At 69.3% G+C, this 16,770-nt stretch carries 19 protein-coding genes; 13 read left to right on the top strand and 6 right to left on the bottom strand.

All coding sequences use genetic code 11. The annotated features are described in order from the left end of the window. The first annotated feature begins 131 nt into the window (after nt 1-131). Nucleotides 132-854, top strand: coding sequence for a winged helix-turn-helix domain-containing protein (locus HHL11_RS12040; protein WP_169418606.1), 723 nt, complete (start codon nt 132-134; stop codon nt 852-854). Here HHL11_RS12040 and HHL11_RS12035 read toward each other — a convergent pair. Beyond that, a complete protein-coding gene (locus tag HHL11_RS12035; protein ID WP_169418605.1) occupies nt 805-1,473 on the bottom strand; it encodes a lytic transglycosylase domain-containing protein in 669 nt (222 codons plus the stop codon). The two genes, HHL11_RS12040 and HHL11_RS12035, sit on opposite strands and share 50 nt — an antisense overlap. A 200-nt stretch (nt 1,474-1,673) precedes the next feature. Between HHL11_RS12035 and gspG the strand changes: the two genes are divergently transcribed. Genes gspG through HHL11_RS11975 form a run of 12 tightly spaced genes read left to right on the top strand, consistent with a single transcriptional unit; the run spans nt 1,674 to nt 11,997 of the window. Then, the gene (gspG, locus tag HHL11_RS12030; RefSeq protein ID WP_205964259.1) at nt 1,674-2,102 is read left to right on the top strand and encodes a type II secretion system major pseudopilin GspG; all 429 of its coding nucleotides are present in this window, start codon (nt 1,674-1,676) and stop codon (nt 2,100-2,102) included. Nucleotides 2,103-2,115: 13 nt separating this feature from the next. Next, entirely contained in the window at nt 2,116-3,324 is a 1,209-nt protein-coding gene (locus HHL11_RS12025) for a type II secretion system F family protein (RefSeq protein ID WP_169418603.1), read from the top strand. 5 nt (nt 3,325-3,329) lie between these two features. After that, nucleotides 3,330-5,021, top strand: a complete 1,692-nt coding sequence (locus tag HHL11_RS12020; protein ID WP_169418602.1) for a GspE/PulE family protein — start codon at nt 3,330-3,332, stop codon at nt 5,019-5,021. Continuing rightward, on the top strand, nt 5,002-5,817 hold the full coding sequence (locus HHL11_RS12015; RefSeq protein ID WP_169418601.1) for a hypothetical protein: 816 nt from the start codon (nt 5,002-5,004) through the stop codon (nt 5,815-5,817). Before HHL11_RS12020 ends, HHL11_RS12015 begins: the two co-directional genes overlap by 20 nt. After that, a complete protein-coding gene (locus HHL11_RS12010; RefSeq protein WP_169418600.1) occupies nt 5,814-6,356 on the top strand; it encodes a hypothetical protein in 543 nt (180 codons plus the stop codon). The genes HHL11_RS12015 and HHL11_RS12010 overlap by 4 nt, the downstream gene beginning before the upstream one ends. Next, nucleotides 6,353-6,898: a hypothetical protein gene (locus HHL11_RS12005; protein ID WP_169418599.1), complete on the top strand. Its 546-nt coding sequence runs from the start codon at nt 6,353-6,355 to the stop codon at nt 6,896-6,898. Before HHL11_RS12010 ends, HHL11_RS12005 begins: the two co-directional genes overlap by 4 nt. A 1-nt stretch (nt 6,899) precedes the next feature. Beyond that, entirely contained in the window at nt 6,900-7,463 is a 564-nt protein-coding gene (locus HHL11_RS12000; RefSeq protein WP_169418598.1) for a hypothetical protein, read from the top strand. Next, nucleotides 7,460-9,682, top strand: coding sequence for a secretin N-terminal domain-containing protein (locus HHL11_RS11995; RefSeq protein ID WP_240980061.1), 2,223 nt, complete (start codon nt 7,460-7,462; stop codon nt 9,680-9,682). Before HHL11_RS12000 ends, HHL11_RS11995 begins: the two co-directional genes overlap by 4 nt. Then, the gene (locus HHL11_RS11990) at nt 9,679-10,188 is read left to right on the top strand and encodes a type II secretion system protein (protein ID WP_169418597.1); all 510 of its coding nucleotides are present in this window, start codon (nt 9,679-9,681) and stop codon (nt 10,186-10,188) included. The genes HHL11_RS11995 and HHL11_RS11990 overlap by 4 nt, the downstream gene beginning before the upstream one ends. 5 nt (nt 10,189-10,193) lie before the next feature. Further along, complete coding sequence (locus tag HHL11_RS11985; protein WP_169418596.1) at nt 10,194-10,604, top strand: type II secretion system protein; 411 nt, start codon at nt 10,194-10,196, stop codon at nt 10,602-10,604. Next, nucleotides 10,601-11,185 (top strand): type II secretion system protein, encoded by a 585-nt coding sequence (locus HHL11_RS11980; RefSeq protein ID WP_240980060.1) that lies wholly within the window; start codon nt 10,601-10,603, stop codon nt 11,183-11,185. Before HHL11_RS11985 ends, HHL11_RS11980 begins: the two co-directional genes overlap by 4 nt. Then, on the top strand, nt 11,182-11,997 hold the full coding sequence (locus HHL11_RS11975; RefSeq protein ID WP_169418595.1) for a response regulator: 816 nt from the start codon (nt 11,182-11,184) through the stop codon (nt 11,995-11,997). Before HHL11_RS11980 ends, HHL11_RS11975 begins: the two co-directional genes overlap by 4 nt. A gap of 6 nt (nt 11,998-12,003) precedes the next feature. On the opposite strand, the gene HHL11_RS11970 is transcribed toward HHL11_RS11975, so the two are convergent. The 5 genes from HHL11_RS11970 to HHL11_RS11950 all read right to left on the bottom strand — a co-directional run bounded on the left by HHL11_RS11970 (nt 12,004) and on the right by HHL11_RS11950 (nt 16,747). Then, nucleotides 12,004-13,572: a c-type cytochrome gene (locus tag HHL11_RS11970; RefSeq protein WP_342593205.1), complete on the bottom strand. Its 1,569-nt coding sequence runs from the start codon at nt 13,570-13,572 to the stop codon at nt 12,004-12,006. A 77-nt stretch (nt 13,573-13,649) separates the two neighbouring features. Continuing rightward, nucleotides 13,650-14,495 carry a hypothetical protein gene (locus tag HHL11_RS11965; protein ID WP_169418593.1) on the bottom strand — a complete coding sequence of 282 codons (846 nt, stop codon included), beginning with the start codon at nt 14,493-14,495 and terminating at the stop codon, nt 13,650-13,652. Between the two features lie 15 nt (nt 14,496-14,510). After that, nucleotides 14,511-15,287 (bottom strand): LolA-like protein, encoded by a 777-nt coding sequence (locus HHL11_RS11960; RefSeq protein WP_169420023.1) that lies wholly within the window; start codon nt 15,285-15,287, stop codon nt 14,511-14,513. Between the two features lie 46 nt (nt 15,288-15,333). Next, the gene (locus HHL11_RS11955; protein ID WP_240980059.1) at nt 15,334-15,858 is read right to left on the bottom strand and encodes a hypothetical protein; all 525 of its coding nucleotides are present in this window, start codon (nt 15,856-15,858) and stop codon (nt 15,334-15,336) included. Between the two features lie 304 nt (nt 15,859-16,162). Beyond that, on the bottom strand, nt 16,163-16,747 hold the full coding sequence (locus tag HHL11_RS11950) for a hypothetical protein (protein WP_169418592.1): 585 nt from the start codon (nt 16,745-16,747) through the stop codon (nt 16,163-16,165). Between the last annotated feature and the right edge of the window lie 23 nt (nt 16,748-16,770).

Genomic DNA, 16,770 nt, shown 5'->3' with positions numbered 1-16,770 from the left:
GCAGGAGGGAATGTGGGACGCATTTCTCTCACCCGGCCCCGCACAGGGCACGCCGGTCGATTTTCCCGTGCCTTCACGTCAAGCGCCAGCATCGCAAAGGCGCAGGCCACTTCCACTGGAGGGCTCGCACCGTGAGACTCCTGCTGGTAGAGGCCGATACGCAGCTGGCGACAGCGGCCCAGGAGTACCTTCGCCGCAGCGGTCTCGCGGTCGACCAGGTCTGCTCGGGCCGGCAGATGATCGACGCGGTGGAGGACCACTGCTACGAGGCGGTCGTCCTGAGCACGAACCTGCCAGGGGACGACCCGGTCGCCCTCCTGGCGCGCCTGAGGCGGCAGTCACGCCGTCTTGCCGTTCTCGTCACCATCGCCATGAGCAGCTGGTGTGAACCGCTGGAGCTGCTGGAACTCGGAGCCGACGACTACCTCAGGCGGCCCTACACGCTCAGGGACCTCGCCGCCCGGATCACCGCCACGACGCGCCGGCTGCCCCCCCACGAGCCCGACGACGGCGCCACCAGCTTCGCCGGCATCAAGCTCTCTCCCCTGACTCACGCAGTCACGGTGGACGGCAAGCCGGTGGCCCTCACGCGTCGTGAGTACTCGATCCTGGAGCTCTTCATCCGCCGCAAGAACCAGGTTCTCACACGCTCGCAGATCGAGGAGTCGGTATACGGCTGGAACGAGGAAGTCGCCAGCAACACCGTGGAGGTCTACATCCATGGACTGCGCCGCAAGCTCGGCACCCCGCTCATTCACACGATCCGGGGGGTCGGCTACCAGCTCGCCTCCGAAGCGCAGCCGATCATGATGTCGCGGCGAAGCCCGGCGGAAGGTTCTTCAGAACCCGCCTGACATAGGCCCGGGTCTCGGGGTAGGCCGGGACCTGCCGCCCGGCCCTGACCACGGCCTGCTCGCCCGCGTTGTAGCCGGCAAGCGCCAGCTCCAGCCGGCCATCGAAATAGTCCATCAGCCATTTGAGGTAGGTCGCGCCTGCGAGGACATTGCTCCGGATGTCATTCAGGTCGGCGACCCCGAAGCGCCTGGCGGTCTCCGGCATCACCTGCATCAGCCCGATGGCACCCTTGGGCGAAACCGCGCCCTGCTCGTAGCTCGACTCGGCCTGGATGACGGCGTGCAGCAATACGGCCGGGACGCCGACGTCGCTCGCAACCGCCTTGACCACCTCGTCGATCTGGGCCCGCAGGCGAACGGCCCGCAGCAGGCTGGAATCCCGGCCCGCTGCCCCTTCTTTTCCGCCTTGTGCGGGCGAGGCATCGCCTGGCCTGACGACGAGATTGGGCGTGGCTTCCGATGCGAAATTCGACAGGACCAGGGACCCTTGCGGATCCGGGTTGCTTGCATAGATCTGCGCGCCGCAAGGCGCGGCGAGCGCAAGGATGGAACAGGAAAAAAGCCAGCGCCGCACGTCAGTGATCGCCTGTGCATTCGAGCGAGCAAGCGTGTCACGCATCGCCTGCATGTCAAGTGCGCACCACCCGATCCAACGCCGGTTCGCCCCCCCGTTTGCGTGGGGTGGCTCCTACTTTCAACGCGCTCTTAACGCGTTCTTAACGCGGGGAAGGTCCTCTCTTTAAGGGTTTCTTAAGACGGGTACGCACACTTGCCGCCATGCGACCGATACCACCTTCGAGAGGGACAACCCACACTCCGATGGACTTGCGGGCAGCGCCACGATCCCGTGGCTTCACGCTGCTCGAACTGCTGGTCGTCATCGTCATCATCGGCCTGCTCGCGGGGTTGGTCGCGCCCCGCTACTTCGACCAAGTCAGCAAGTCCAACACCAAGATTGCCAAGGCGCAGATCGACTCGCTGGGCAAGGCCCTCGACCAGTACCGCCTCGACGTCGGGGCCTACCCCACCACCGAGATGGGGCTCGCCGCGTTGAACACCAAGCCTCCGAATCTGGAGAAATGGGCCGGCCCTTACCTGAAGAAGGCGGTTCCCCCCGATCCCTGGGGCAATGCCTATGTCTACAAGGCTCCGGGCGATCACGGCGACTACGACCTGAGCTCGCTCGGCTCCGACGGCCAGCCCGGCGGCACCGGCGAAGCGCAAGACGTCACCTCGTGGGGCCCGTGAGGGGAAGGCACGCATGGCCATCACTTTCGAGCTCGTCGTCCGGTCGGCCGCAGGCGCGATCCAGACGCTTGCCTTCTCCGCGGCGGACGCCGCCGACGCGCGCAGCCACGCGGTGCGCGATGGCTTCCAGGTCCTGGCGTGCACGCCCCGCGCGTCGATCTCGAGGCGGCACGCCCGCAATTCGGCGCAAGCCCGCCGCGGCCTCGACATCACCACTTTTTCGTACGAGCTCGCGTCGCTGCTCTCGGCGGGACTGTCCGTGCTCGAAGCACTGCGCACGCTGGCCGCCAAGGAAGGAGTCGCGGCACGCAGGGCGATGGTGCTCGACCTGATCCAGGACGTGGGCGAAGGCCTGCCGCTCTCCGGCGCGCTGGCCAAGCATCCGGGGCGCTATCCCCCGCTGATGATCGCCACCGTCAGCGCGAGCGAGCAGACGGGCGACCTCGGCCTGTCGCTGCGCCGCTATGCCGAACACCAGCAAAGCGTGCGCACCTTGCGCGACAAGGTGGTGGGCGCGACCATCTATCCAGCCCTGCTGCTCGGCATCGGCCTGCTCGTGGTCGCGCTCCTGCTGGGGGTGGTCGTCCCCAAGTTCGCGGTCCTCATCGAGAGCACCCGGAAGGAATTGCCCTGGACCTCGCAGCTGATGATGTCCTGGGGGCGTTTCGCGGCCGCCCATGCCTGGGAACTGGGCGCCGGCGCACTGGTCCTGGCGATCGCTGTCGTGAGCACGGTTCGCCGGGTCCTGCGCGATGGCGCCAAGGCACGGTGGATCGACGCACTGCCCTTCGTCGGCAGCACGGTCCGCAAGTTCCGCCATGCCCAGCTCTATCGGACGACCGGAATGCTGGTGCGCGGCGGCATCCCCGCACCGCGCGCCTTGAAGCTCTCGTCCAGCCTGCTTGGCGACGCTGACGCGGCGCGCCTGGACACAGCGCTGCGGATGATCCAGGAAGGGCGTGGCCTGAGCAGCGCCCTGAACGACGCCGGCTTCGCCGATCCGGTGGCCGGCAGCATGCTCGCCGTCGCCGAGCGGACCGGCGCGCTCGCCGAGATCCTGGAGCGCATCGCGCAGTTCAACGAATCCAGCCTGCAACGATCGGTCGAACTGACGAGCCGGCTGTTCGAACCGATTCTCATGATCGTCATCGGCCTCGTCATCGGCGCGATCGTGGTCCTGATGTACCTGCCGATCTTCGACCTTGCATCGAGCCTGCAATGAGCACGATGACCTTGGACCAGGATCCAGGCCCGGCGACGCCGGCCTTCGACGCCGCCCTGGTGCGCGAAGCGCGGCGATCGGCCGGCTCCCGGCCGGTGCTCGAATGGCTCGCCGAGCAGGTCGGCACGAGCGAGGAAGAACTGCTGCCGGCCGCCGCCCGCCACTTCGGCCTTCGCCCCCTGGGCATGACCGAGTTGCGGCTGCTGAAGCCGGACTTCGGCCTCGCCTCCTTCGCCGACTGCAAGCGCCGCGGCTGCCTGGTCGGCGCGCTGGCCGATGGCCGCCTGACCGTCGTCGTCGCCGATCCGACCGACGCGCGCTTGCGCCGCTGGATCGAAATCCGCACGCGGGGCCGCAGCGCCGACTTCGCCTTGACGACGCGAGCCGACCTGCTCGCCTTCCTCGTCACCGCCGAAAAGAGCGTGCGCGCGATGGACGCGGTGCGCCTGCAGCAAGGACGCGCCGCGCTCACCGAGGCCGGGAATTCGATCACGATCGCCAACATCGACGCGACCGAAAGCCCGATCGTCCGCCTGGTCGACTCCACGCTGTACGACGCCCTGCGGACCGGCGCCAGCGACATCCACCTCGAGACGCAGCCTGACGGCATGGTCATCAAGTACCGCCTCGACGGCGTGCTCGAGGTCGTCAAGGAAATCGACGACCTCGAGACCGCGCACCAGGCGATCTCGCGGATCAAGGTCGTCTCCGAGCTGGACATCGCCGAGCGCCGGATCCCGCAGGACGGCCGCTTCCAGGTCGTCGTCGACAACCGGGAGATCGACTTCCGTGTCTCGATCATGCCCAACCTGTTCGGCGAAGACGCCGTCCTGCGCGTGCTCGATCGCAAGCACCTGACCGGCCAGTTCAAGGCGCTGACCCTGGACACGCTCGGCTTCGACGCGCCGGTACTGAGCTTCATTCGCGAGGCCGCGCAGATGCCTTATGGCCTCCTGCTGGTCACCGGCCCGACCGGCAGCGGGAAGACGACCACGCTCTATGCCGCGCTTTCCGAGATCAACACGGGGCTCGACAAGATCGTGACCATCGAAGACCCGATCGAGTACCAGTTGCCCGGCGTGCTGCAGATCCCGGTCAACGAGAAGAAGGGGCTGACCTTCGTGCGCGGCCTGCGCTCGATCCTGCGCCACGACCCGGACAAGATCATGGTCGGCGAGATCCGCGACGCGGAGACGGCACACATCGCCGTGCAGGCCGCGCTCACCGGCCACCAGGTGTTCACGACGGTTCACGCCAACAACGTGTTCGACGTGATCGGCCGCTTTGCCAACATGGGGGTCGACACGTACAGCCTCGTGGCGGCGCTCAACGGCGTGGTCGCGCAGCGGCTCGTGCGAATGAGTTGCACCCACTGCGCCGAAGCGACGGATCCGCCGGCCGAACTGTTGCGGCGCAGCGGCATCGACGCGGCGAGGCGAGACGCCGCGCGCTTCAAGCGCGGATTGGGCTGCGCGCAATGCCGCGGGACCGGCTACCGCGGCCGCCGCGCGATCGCCGAGACGCTGCCCATGAACGACATCCTGCGCGACCAGCTGGTGGGACGCGCGCCGCTCTCGCAGATCCGCCAGTCGGCGCGCAGCGGCGGTTTCACGAGCCTGCGAGACGCTGCGGTCAACCTGGCCTGCGACGGCAGCACCACCCTGGAGGAGATCAATCGTGTCACTCCCGTGGAATAGATCGCTGCTGCTGCAGGTAGCGCCGGAGGGCATCGTCGCCACGCTGTCGACCGGCTGGCCGCGGCCGCGGCACATCCAGGCGTCGGCGGCGTCTGCCGACAAGCTGCCACTCACGCCCGCCGGCGAAGGCAATTCCGCAACTCTCGACGCCGACGCGCTGAACGCCGTGCTGGACGAACTCGAACTGGCCTCGCCATTGCGCGGCGCGCGGCTGGTCGTCGAGGTCGCCGATCCGCTGGTCCAGTTCGATGTTGCCGAAGGCGACTTCGCAGCCCTGGGTGGTCGCCAGTTGCAGGCGATCGCGCTCGCCTGCATGGGGGAACTGCTTGGCCATGCAGTCGACGACTACGAGGTGCGCTGGAGCCTGCAGCCCGGTGAACGCCATCTCGTCATCGCCGCCTTGCCGCGCGAATTGGTCACCGCCCTCGCAGAGGCAGCGAACCTTCGCGGCGCTCGCCTCGCCAGCGTGCAGCCCACCTTCGCCCGGCGCTGGAACACCTATGCACGCGGCGTCGTGGCACCGACTGCGGTCTTCGCGAGCACGTCCGGCGCGCATGCCGTGGTTTCGTGCGTGGTCGAGCGCGCCTTGTGCGCGGTCAGCACCGGCCCCTGGCAGGATGACGACAAGCCAGCCGGCGCCCTCACGCTGCTGGACGAGCGGGCCGATCGGCTGCTCGCCAGCCTTGGCGTGGAGGCGACCGATGCCCTCGCCTGCATGGTCGTCAGCGCAGACGTCGATGCCCAGGCGGCGCCGTCTCGATGGACCGTGATCGAGCCCGCCGAGGTGCCCGCATGAAGGCGCCGCCGCTCCGCCTGGAGTTCGCGCCCGGAGCGCGTCCGCGCTCGCGCCTCGGGTGGGCGATGCTGGCCTGCGCCATCGCCGTCCTCGCCGTTCAATTGACGACGCTTGGCTTCGCCTTGTCGGAACGCCGCCATCAATTGCAGGCCCTGGCCCACCTGGACGGCCGCCAGCGCGACGCGGCCCGGCCACGGCCGGCCGCGGGCAAGCCCGACCCCGCCTACCTGGCCAAGGTGAAGTCGACGCAGCAGGTGTCCAGGAGCCTCGCCGCGCCGTGGCCCGACCTGCTGGGGGCGATCGAGTCGGCGCCGCAGCAGTCGGTGGCGCTTCTGGCGGCCGAACCGACGACTGCGAAGCAATCGTTCCGCCTGACCGCCGAGGCACGCGACCTGGACGCCATGCTCGCCTACCTGGCTGCATTGCAGAAGGACCCGCGGCTGGTGTCGGTCGTCCTCGTCTCCCACCAGGTGCAAGCGCAGACGCCGGGGCGGCCCATCCGCTTCCAGGTGCAGGCAGGATGGGGAGCGCCCTTGTGAAGCCGCTCCTGTCTCGCTTCTGGCGGCGCGCGGTCCGCGCCATCGGCTACTCCGGGCCGGCGGCCCTGCTGCTCCTGCTGGTGGCACTGGGCGTAGCGCTCTGGCTGCCTCGCCTGCACCGCGAGCTCCAGCGCACGCAGGCCGAAGTGTCCGATCGCACGGCCAGGCTGCGCACCCATGGCGCGGTCCCGTTGCGCGAGCCCAGCGGCGAGGAGCGGCTGGCGCAGTACATCGAGGGCTTTCCCCTGCCGACCCAGATGGCCGCCGATCTCGGCGCGATCTACGCGAGCGCCGGGCGCAACAGGCTCGATCTTCCGAAAGGCGACTATCAGCTGAAGGCGGAGCCGGGTTCGCCGTTCGTCACTTACGTCGTCACCCTGCCCGTGCATGCGGAATACGCGCCGGTGAAGGCGTTCGCCGCCAACGTGCTGCTGGAATTGCCGCACGCCTCGCTGGACGAACTGCGCCTCAGTCGCGACAGCGCGCAGGGCGAGGTGCTCGATGCGGTGGTCCGCTTCACCCTCGTCTACCGGAGCCGGTGAGATGGGCGCGTCGAACCGGCTGATGCTGCGCACACTGGCCCTCGGGGGCGCCGGACTGGTCACCTTCTACGTCGCGGCGGAATGGTCGCGCGCGGAGAAGGATGCCGTCGCCGCGGAAGAAGTCGGCCTGCCGGCAGCGCCCGCCAGCGCGCCGATCCCCGCACCGCCGCGACCCGCGGCCTCGGCAGCGGAGCCCGCGGCTGCGAACGGACCCGCGGCTGCGGCGTCACGAGCCGTGCCCTCGGCCGAAGGGCAGGCCTTCAGCCGCCTCGACTGGCTGCCGCCGCCGCCGCCGCCCGCTCCGCCTCCGCCACCACCGCCGCCCGCTCCGGTCGCTCCGACCGCGCCGCCGCTTCCCTTCACCTTCATCGGCATGGTCGAAAACGGCATGGGCAAGCCGCAGGCCTTCCTCGCCAAAGGCGACGCCCTGCTCGTCGTCTCCAAAGGCGAACTGCTCGAGAACAACACCTACCGCGTGGACTCGTTCGACGCGAACCAGGTCGTCATCACCTACCTGCCATTGAGCATGAAGCAAACCATCGATGTCTCGGGGGCGGCGAAATGAACAACGGACGACGCGGTCTTGGGGTGCTGGCGAGCGCCGTGGCGCTCCTGGTGGCCGGTTGCGCCGGGCAGCAGGTGCACCAGGACGCGATGGACTTGTTGAACCGGGGCGACCACGATGCGGCACTGCTGAAGCTGCAGGAAGCCGCGCGGCTCAACCCGGGGAACGCGTCCTACCGCGTCGACCTGCTGAACGAAGTGAACACCTATTCCGCCGCCCTGGCGCACCAGGGCGACGAAGCGCGCGCCAATGGCCAGCTCGACGAAGCCGCCGCCCTGTATCACAAGGCCCAGAAGGTCAATCCAGCCAACGAAAGGGCGCTGCGCGGCCTCGGCGCCATCGAAGCCGACATCCGGATGGCCGGGCTCCTGGCCGAATCGGAACGCCTGTTGCGCGATGGCCAGCTCGAAGCAGCCCGCGACAAGGCCAACGCGGCGCTCCAGGTGGGGCCGCGCAACCCCGCCGCGCTGCACCAGCTCGAGGCCGTGCAGCAACAGATCGACAAGGCGAAGGCGGCCCGGGCGGCCCAGGCGGCGGCGCAATCGGTGATGAACCGGCCGGTCACCCTGCAGTTCCGCGACGCCAACCTGCGCATGGTCTTCGAGGCGCTCTCGCGGACCACGGGCCTGAACGTGATCCTGGATCGCGACGTGCGGGCCGACCTCAAGACGACCATCTTCGTCAAGGACGCCTCCGTCGAAGACACGGTGGACCTGATCCTGCTGCAGAACCAGCTCGAGAAGCGCACGCTGAACGCCAACACGATGTTCGTCTACCCGGCGACGGCGGCCAAGCAGAAGGAATACCAGGACCTCCAGGTCCGCACCTTCCAGATCTCCAACTCCGACGTCAAGTACCTGCAGACGGTGCTGAAGACGGTCCTGAAGATCAAGGAGGTCTCGATCGACGATCGCAGCAGCACGCTCGTGGTCCGCGACACGCCGGAAGCCATCGCCGTCGCGGCCAAGGTCATCGCCGCCCATGACGTGCCCGAGCCGGAGGTGATGCTCGAGGTCGCCGTCCTCGAGGTCAGCCACGACCGGCTGTCCAACCTGGGCATCGAATTCCCGACCGCCTTCTCGCTCACGACCCCCACCGACGTCACGACGCTGGGCGACTTGAGGGGGCTGAGTTCGGGGCGCCTGCTCATCTCGCCGCTCACCACCAACTTCAACTTCAAGCTGCAGGACACCGACGCCAACCTGCTGGCGAGCCCGCGCATCCGCGCCCGCAACAAGGAAAAGGCGCGCATCCTGATCGGCGACCGGGTGCCGACCATCACGAACTCGGTGACTCCCGTGGCCAGCGGCAGCAGCGTCGTCACCGGGCAGGTGCAGTACCAGGACGTCGGGCTCAAGCTGGAGTTCGAGCCGCAGGTGTACTCGGACGATGAGGTCGGCATCAAGATCAACCTCGAGGTGAGCAACATCGCGAAGGAGATCCCCGGGCCGAACGGCTCGCTGGCCTACCAGATCGGCACCCGCAACGCGCAGACCGTGCTTCGCCTGCGCGACGGCGAGACGCAGATCCTCGGCGGGCTGATCTCGTCGGAGGACCGCAACACGGCCTCGAAGATCCCGGGGCTCGGCCAGCTGCCCGTGGTGGGCCGGCTGTTCAGCAACAACAACGGCACCAACAACAAGACCGAGATCATCCTGTCGATCACGCCGCGCATCATCCGCCCGCCGGCGGTGATCGATCCGGCGGTCCGGGAGGTCTTCTCGGGAACCGAAAGCAGCATCCGGCAACGCGCCTTGCAGCTCGATCCCGTGGGCAGCGTGAGGGTCCAGTCGACCGGTGGTGGCGCCGGTGCCGTCGGCGGCGGTGCGACGGGTCCCGCGCCGGCCACGGCGCCGGTGCGCACGCCCGCGGCGACGACGCCGCCCCCGGCCGCGCTGCCGCCGGCCGCGCCGCCACCGCGGCCGGCCACCAGCGCGCCGGCCACGGGGACGCCTGCGCCTGCGGGCGCGGCTGCGGGTCCGACGCCGCCCGCGGGCGCGACGAACTACTTGCGCAACCTGAACCAGTACCTGAACAGCCGTGCGGGAGGAGGCGCCGCACCAGCGGCCCCGTCCGCTCCACAGGCCGCTCCACAGCCGGCTCCACAACCCGCTCCACAACCCGCTCCACAACCCGAGCCGCCGGCGACACCGGCTGCCGAACCCGCGGCACCGGCAGCGCCCGACGCCGCGGCCAGCGAACCGAAGGAAGGCTCATGAACGCTGCCCGCAGCCGCGCGCCCGCGCGCGGCTTCACGCTCATCGAGCTGCTGATCACGCTGGCGCTGGTCGGCTTGCTGGCGATGACGAGCCTGCCGCTGTACCAGGTCACGGAGCGGCGGCTCAAGGAAAGCGAGCTGCGCGAAGCGCTGCGGACCATTCGCAGCGGACTCGATGCCTACAAGGCCGCAGTCGACGCCGGCGCACTGAAGAAGGAGGCCGGGCAATCGGGCTATCCGCCGACGCTCGAGATCCTCACCGAGTCCTTGCAGCGCGCCGACGCTGCCGACCCGAACGGCACGGACGCGGCGAGCCGGATCCAGATCCTCCGGCGCCTGCCACGCGACCCCTTCTTTGCCGACCCGCAGGTGCCGGCTGCGCAGACCTGGAACCTCCGCGGCTACGCCAGCCGGGCGGACGACCCGCAGCCGGCCGCTGACGTCTTCGACGTGTCTTCGAAGTCGACCGCGACCGCGCTCGACGGCACACCGTACGCATCGTGGTAGCGGCCATGCGCAAACTCCGCCACGGGTTCACCTTGATCGAGATCCTCGTCGTCATGACCCTGATCGCGCTGCTGCTGACGCTCGCCGTACCGCGCTACTTCCGCTCCGTCGACAGCGGAAAGGCCACTGTCCAGCGGCAGAACCTGGCGACGATCCGCGACGCGATCGACAAGTTCAGCGCCGACCTCGGCCGCTACCCCGAATCGCTCGACGAACTGGTCGCCAGGCACTACCTGCGCCAGGTTCCCGTCGATCCGGTCAGCGAGCTGGCCACCTGGACCATCGTCGCGCCAGCCGATCCGACGCAGGGCAACGTCTACGACGTGATGCCGGCCTCATCGCCGGCTTCGTCGCCCGCCGCACCACCGGCCGCACCACCGGCCGCATCACCGGCCTCGTCGGGGGCCGCATCATGAGCGCGAGCGCTTTCCTGCATCGCACGCCTTCCCGCGTTGGCCAGCGCGGCGCCGTCCTGCTCGCCCTGCTGGTCGCACTGGCGCTGCTCGCGGTCGGCCTGATGCACACGGTCGATGTCTGGAGCATGTCGCGCCAGCGTGAGCGTGAGACCGAACTGCTCTTCGTCGGCGACCAGTACCGGCAAGCGATCCAGCGCTACTACACGTCGGCGCCTCGGGGCGGGCAGCGCGGTTATCCGCCCAATCTGGAAGTCCTGCTAGATGACGACCGCTTTCCGACCCCCGTGCACCACCTGCGTCGCGCCTATCCCGATCCGATCACCGGCAAGGCCGAATGGGGGCTGCTGAAGGCCGGCGACCGCATCGTGGGGGTCTACAGCCTGTCGGAGGCCGCGCCGCTCAAGAAGGCCAACTTCAGCCCGGCGCACCAGGCCTTCAAGGACGCGGCGTCGTACCAGGACTGGGTCTTCGCCTACGTGCCCCGCCGCGGAGTGGTCGTGCCCGCAACGCCTGCGTCCGCGGCCCCCCCGGCGACACCGCCACGCAAACCGCCTACCTCGCCCCGCCGGAGCCCGTCATGAGCATCCGCGTTCTCCTCGTCGACGACAACAACCTCTTTCGCAAGGGGCTGGCCGCCTTGATCTCGGCGCACCCCGACTTCACGGTGGTGGCCGACGTCAGCACCTGCAAGGAGGCGGTCCAGGCGGCGCTCCACATCGACCCCGACGTCGTGGTCACGGACATCGCGCTCGGCGGCGTCAACGGCCTCGAGTGCGTGGCGGAGCTCAAGCGCCGCCAGCCGCACGTTCGTATCATCCTCCTGACCAGCCTGCGCACCGAAGGGCACGTGCGCGCCGCCCTGCGCATCGGCGCCGACGGCTACCTGCTGAAGAACGCCACGATCGAGGAAGTGCAGCTGGCGCTGCGCAATGTCGCGATGGGCAAGAAGTACCTGAGCCCCGACGTCTCCGAGCACGTCTTCGACACCTTCCTCCACCCGCAACGCGCCCAGGCGCCGATCTCCCGCCTCGACGGGCTGACGACACGCGAGCGCAGCATCCTGCAACTGATCGCCGAAGGGCGCACCAACAAGGGCGCCGCGGAGTTCCTGAGCGTGAGCCCCAAGACGGTGGAAAAGCATCGGGCGACCCTGATGCGCAAGCTCGGCCTGCGCAACGCCGCGGAATTGACGATGGTCGCGATCGAGCTCGGCCTGGTCGAAAGGCCCGATTCGCTCGCGCGCCTGAACCCGGACTCGCTCAGCGCCGGCGAGCCGCGCAGCTATCGCACTCGCCAGCCCCTGGAGCGCGAGCCAGGCAGCTTCGATGGGGCGCCGCTCGACCCCGACATCCCGCCCGCGTACGCGCCACGCTGCGAGGCGAACGACGGCTGAAGCCCTTCAGGGCACTTTCCAGCCCTGGTCCGGGAGCAGGCGCGAACCCTGGCCGTCGGCGAAGTGAACCAGGTAGCCGCCCTTCGAAGCGAAGCGCTGGCCGGTGGCCATGGCCAGCCGCGGGTAGTAACCCGTGACGATGCGGTGCTCCAGCATCGACTGCATGCGCTCCACCAGGTAGTCCCGCCCCAGGGCGTCCACCATGTGGCTCAAGGTCTCCGAAAGCAGGCCACAGGCCAGGTAGGTGTCGGTCTGCACCTGCAGGTCGACGATGGGAATCTTGCGCATCCGGAACCAGCCCAGCACGAAGTCGACCCGCACCCGCCGCCGATCCGGAAGGTCGAACGGATAGGCCAGTTGCGCGCGGGCTCGCCAGTCTGGAGGCAGCGGCGCACCCTCGAGTCCTCCGAGCAGGCCGGAGAGGTACACGGCCGTCCCCGCTGCCGGTGCGGCACCGAGCGTCGCCATGTCCCGGGGGCGCAGCCACAGGACCAGTGCGTCGGGCGCCGCGGAGCTCGAAAGCTCCTCGCCAACGGTCCTGCCCGGCACTAGCGCCTGGCTCGTGACTTCGACGCCGTGGCCCTTGAGCGCAGCGGCGAGTGCGGCGGCCCCGGCCGCGCCGCTGTCTCCCGGGCGGTAGAACTGGCGCACGGTCCTCGCCTTGCCGCCTTCTTCCGGTTGCAGGATGGCGTCGGCCATCAAGTCGGCCTCGAGCATCACGCCCCGCGTGAAGTACAGCGAGTAGAAGTCGCGCTGCTGGTCGACCGGGACTTCGACGTTGGGGAACAGGCAAGGGACCGCCGCGCGTTCGCAGAAGGCGTGCACGGGCGCCCAGGTGCTGCCGCCCAGGCCGGAGACGACGGCCAGCACCGGCTGGCTGGCCAGGAACTGATCGAGCTGGCGTTGCCAGTCCGACGGCGGCCCCGCCAGCTCCCAGACATGCAGTTCCCAGCGGCGATGCTCCATCTCGAGCGTTCCGGCGTACACCGACTTGCCCTGGCCCATGATGCGGGGCGCGGCGCCGAGTTGCCGCACGTTGCGCGCCGCGAAGAACTGCTGCAGCACCTCCAGCATTCCACGCCGCTTCACCGGATCGGCATCCGGGGTGATGATCGTGGCGAAGTGCAGCGCCGTCGCGGAAATGCCGGGCACGTGGCGCTGATCGAGCTGCTTCAGGTAGCCGACGAGCGCCGCCATGTCGGCCTCTCCCAGCTCGTAGCGAGGCATCAGGTAGCTCAGTGGCTTGTCCTGCGAATCCACGCCTTCCCGAATGGCACGCGCCAGCGTCGCATCCGTGTAAGGGGGTCGATCGGGCCGCATCCCTTCGACGTAAGGCAGGTCGAAATCCTTGTTGACCTGCGTGAGCGGGCGGAACAGGTAGCGGCCGGTGATCGGCGGGATGAAGCTGCGGCCTTCCCGGCTGCCCAGGCCGCTGCGCTGGTGGCAGTTCGCGCAGGCGGCTGCAGTGCCCTGGACCTTCGAGGCTGCGCTGCGGCTGCCGGCGACAGCCTGGCCGGAGCTCGCCGTGCCGCGCAGGTAGATGCCCGCGCCGGTGTCATTGTTCGGATCGGGCAAGGAAGCCGCTCCGGCTGCCCACGCCGGGTCCGACAGCAGTGCCGCGAGCGCCAGGCCAGGGACGAGCGCTCGCCAATTCACGGCAGGTTTGCCGGTGGCTGTCCGCCACGACCCGTGGCTATGCTGCGGGTGTCGACGATGACGCTGTTCTTGCGGCTGGTCGGCACTTCCGGCCGCGCGAAAGCGCGGTCGTCGAGGTCTGGATTGAGCGCCACGCGTTCGATGACGAGCTTGTTCGCAGCGCCGCTGATGCCTGCCCCGGTTTCGATCTCGGTCGGCAGCCGCAGGCCCTCGAACTCGCGGTATTCGCGGAACAGCACGGACACGGTGCCCACCTGGCCCGTGCCGGCGCGGACCTGCCGGTCATGGCGGACCTCGAGAAAGGTCTCGGCGTCGATCCAGATGCGCTGCTCGCCCCCCGAAAAGGGCAGCGCCACCTTCAGGATGTAGGCACGCCGGCCCCCCGCTTCGCCCTGCCCCGCGAGCGTGACGACCGCTCCCTTGGCGACGGCGTCCATCAGGGGCCCGTCGATCACCGGAGCAGTGCGTGCGAAGCGGATCTCGTCTTCGGTGTACGGTGCAAGCTCCGGCCTGCCGTTGCCCGCGTTCGGCCGCAACTTCCAGCCGCCCTTGCCATCGTAGATGCGGATGAACCGGCGGCCGTCGGTGACCAGCTCGAAGCGCGTCTTGCCGGGCCGCTTCTGCTCCAGCAGGAACTGGCGGTCGGGCTCCGTCCGCGCGCCGCTCTCGACGTGGCCCGTCCACGCCATGGTCTCGAGGCGTTTCCATGCCCCGACCCCGCCGCGCGCTGCGGCGTTCCTCTCGACGATCTCCGCGACGTCGACGTTCGCTGTGGCCTGGGCGAAAACGACCGGCGCGATGCACCCTCCGGCCAGGCCGATCAGGAGGGATCTGCGCAGCATGGGCACGAGCGGCCCCTAGAGTGCCGAGGCCTTGGGACTGCCCGCGCCAGGCTCGCCGGGCTGCGGCTTGCCGAACAGCGCGTCATCGAGCTTCGGGTTGATGGCCACCGACTTGACCACGATCTTGCGCGTCTGCTTGACGCCTTCGACGACGGTCTCGAGCGTGTGGGGAATGTTCAAGCCGTTCACGGTCTTGTAGTCGCGGAAGAACACCGCCACCTTGTGCACGCGGCCATCGAGCTTGCGCGGTTCACCGTCGATCTTGACCTCGAGGAAGCTGGCGGCGTCGATCCACAGGTTGCGCGACGCACCGGCGGCATTCGTGAGCTTGAGCCGGTAGGCATCCTTGCCTTCGACCTTGTCGACGCCGGCCACCTCGACCCGGGTGCCCTTGCGCTCCGCGTCGATGAGGGGCCCATCGAGTTCGTCGCTGGCCTGCTCCGACTTGAGCTCCGCCGGGGTCATCGGCTCGGCCTCGATGCGCCCCAGGTAGGGCCGGTACTTCCAGCCCTGCCTGCCGTCGAAGGTCTGCACCGCCGTCTGGTTCTCGAAGCGGATTTCCAGCCGGCTCATGTGCGGCCGCTTCAGGACCAGCGTGTAAGGCAGCTTGGCGTCGGTCTTGCCGCCGGCATCCATGTCACCGCTCATGGACATCGTCTGCACGGCACGCCAGGCCGCCGCGCCGCCCCGCGCCGTGGCGTTGCGTTCGGAAATCTGCGCCGCCGTCAGGTCGGCCGCCGAGGCGGCGGAGCCGAGGAGCGCCAGCGAGGCGGCGCACAGCGCCAGGGACATCGGGATTGTTTTCACAGCAGGGCCTCCGTTGCAGCAATCAAGCGCGTCACTCCACCATCAGGCCATCGGCATGGAAGCTGCCGATCAGCACGTCCACCCGGTCACCGGGCTTGACGAAGTTCCCCTTGTTGGAGAACACCATCCAGTACTCCTTCCCGGCCTCGGGGGCCATGGCCTGGCGCAGCGGCCCGACCTTTTCCATGACCGGCACCTGGAGCACCACATGGGCGCGCGGGCTGAGCAGGGCCGCGGTGTTGTGCTTGTCGTTCAGCCCCTGCGCGAGATCGACGTTCACGACCCGGTAGCTGAACCGGATCAGGTTGCCGGAATTGGTCGAGCGCACCCGCAGGTCGTCGATGCCCCAGCGCGAGGCATAGAAGTTCTGCGCCTTGGAGCTCTCCCGCTGCTGGCGGAACGGGGACTTCTTCGGCCCGGACGCCGCTGCCGATGCGCTCGCCGCGGCCGCTGTTCCAGAGGGCAGCGGGGCGGCGGCGGCGGCGCCAGCCACGAGGAACAGCGGGGCCATCGCTCCGGCGAACACCGCGCGCACGGACGGCGCGAACCGGCTCATCGGGCACCCACCTGGCTGTGCGGCTTGCGCCTGTCGGTGAACGGCGAGTAGCGGACACCGGCCGGCCCGGATGCGGCCTGCGCCGCGGCCTGCGCCGCAGCACGCTCGCGTGCAGCGCGCGCATGCGGCGACATGCGTGCGCTGGCCGGCGCGGCCGGCGGCGCAGCGGCAACCAAGGTGTTTGCTTTCCCCGCTGCAGGGCCGCCGGCGGGGGCAGGCTGCGCGACGGAAGTGCCCAGGACCAGCGACAGGAGCATCACCGCGAACGCGCGCCCGGCAGCTCGGTGGGAAGCTTGGCGCGCGCTCACGGCGTGACCCCCTTGCCCGGCGTGGCCGTGGCGGGCGGCATCCCGCTGCGCTTGCCGGGGGGCCCCGCCTGGGCCACGGTCGCGGCGCGCGGCTGGATGTACTGGGCGCGCTGGGCGTCCGTCAGCTGCGCGCGAATCTGTTCGGAGGAACGGTCGCCAATGGCGAGAGCGCGCTGGCGCCGCTCGGTCGGCGTCAGCTGCGTGTCCTGCTGCAGGCGCTGCATCTGCTCGCTTCGCGCCACCAGAATCGGCTTGATCTTCGCCTGCTGCGCCGCGTCGAGCTTCAGGTCGATGGCCAGTCGCTTCAGTTGCCCGTCCACGCCGGTCGGGGCCTTTGGCCGCTTGTTCCAGGGCCCGGACGCTTCTTCGGCATGCGACATGGCGCCGGGCCCCGCCGCGCCCTGAGGCTCGCTTGGCGCCTCCGTCTTCTCGCCGGCTGTGGCGTCCGCGGGCGCCTGTGCCAGCGCACCCAGCGACACGGCGCCGGCGAGCACCACCCAGGCCGCCGCCCGGATCCAGCGCAGCATTCCGTCGCGGGAGGGTCGCGACTGACTTTCGAAGAACGTTGCGGTCGACTGCATGTCGGGTACCCTCCTGAAACTGC

It is taken from the genome of Ramlibacter agri, from assembly GCF_012927085.1.
Taxonomy (GTDB): Bacteria; Pseudomonadota; Gammaproteobacteria; order Burkholderiales; family Burkholderiaceae_C; genus Ramlibacter; species Ramlibacter agri.
This window is presented reverse-complemented; position numbering and strand designations above follow the sequence as displayed.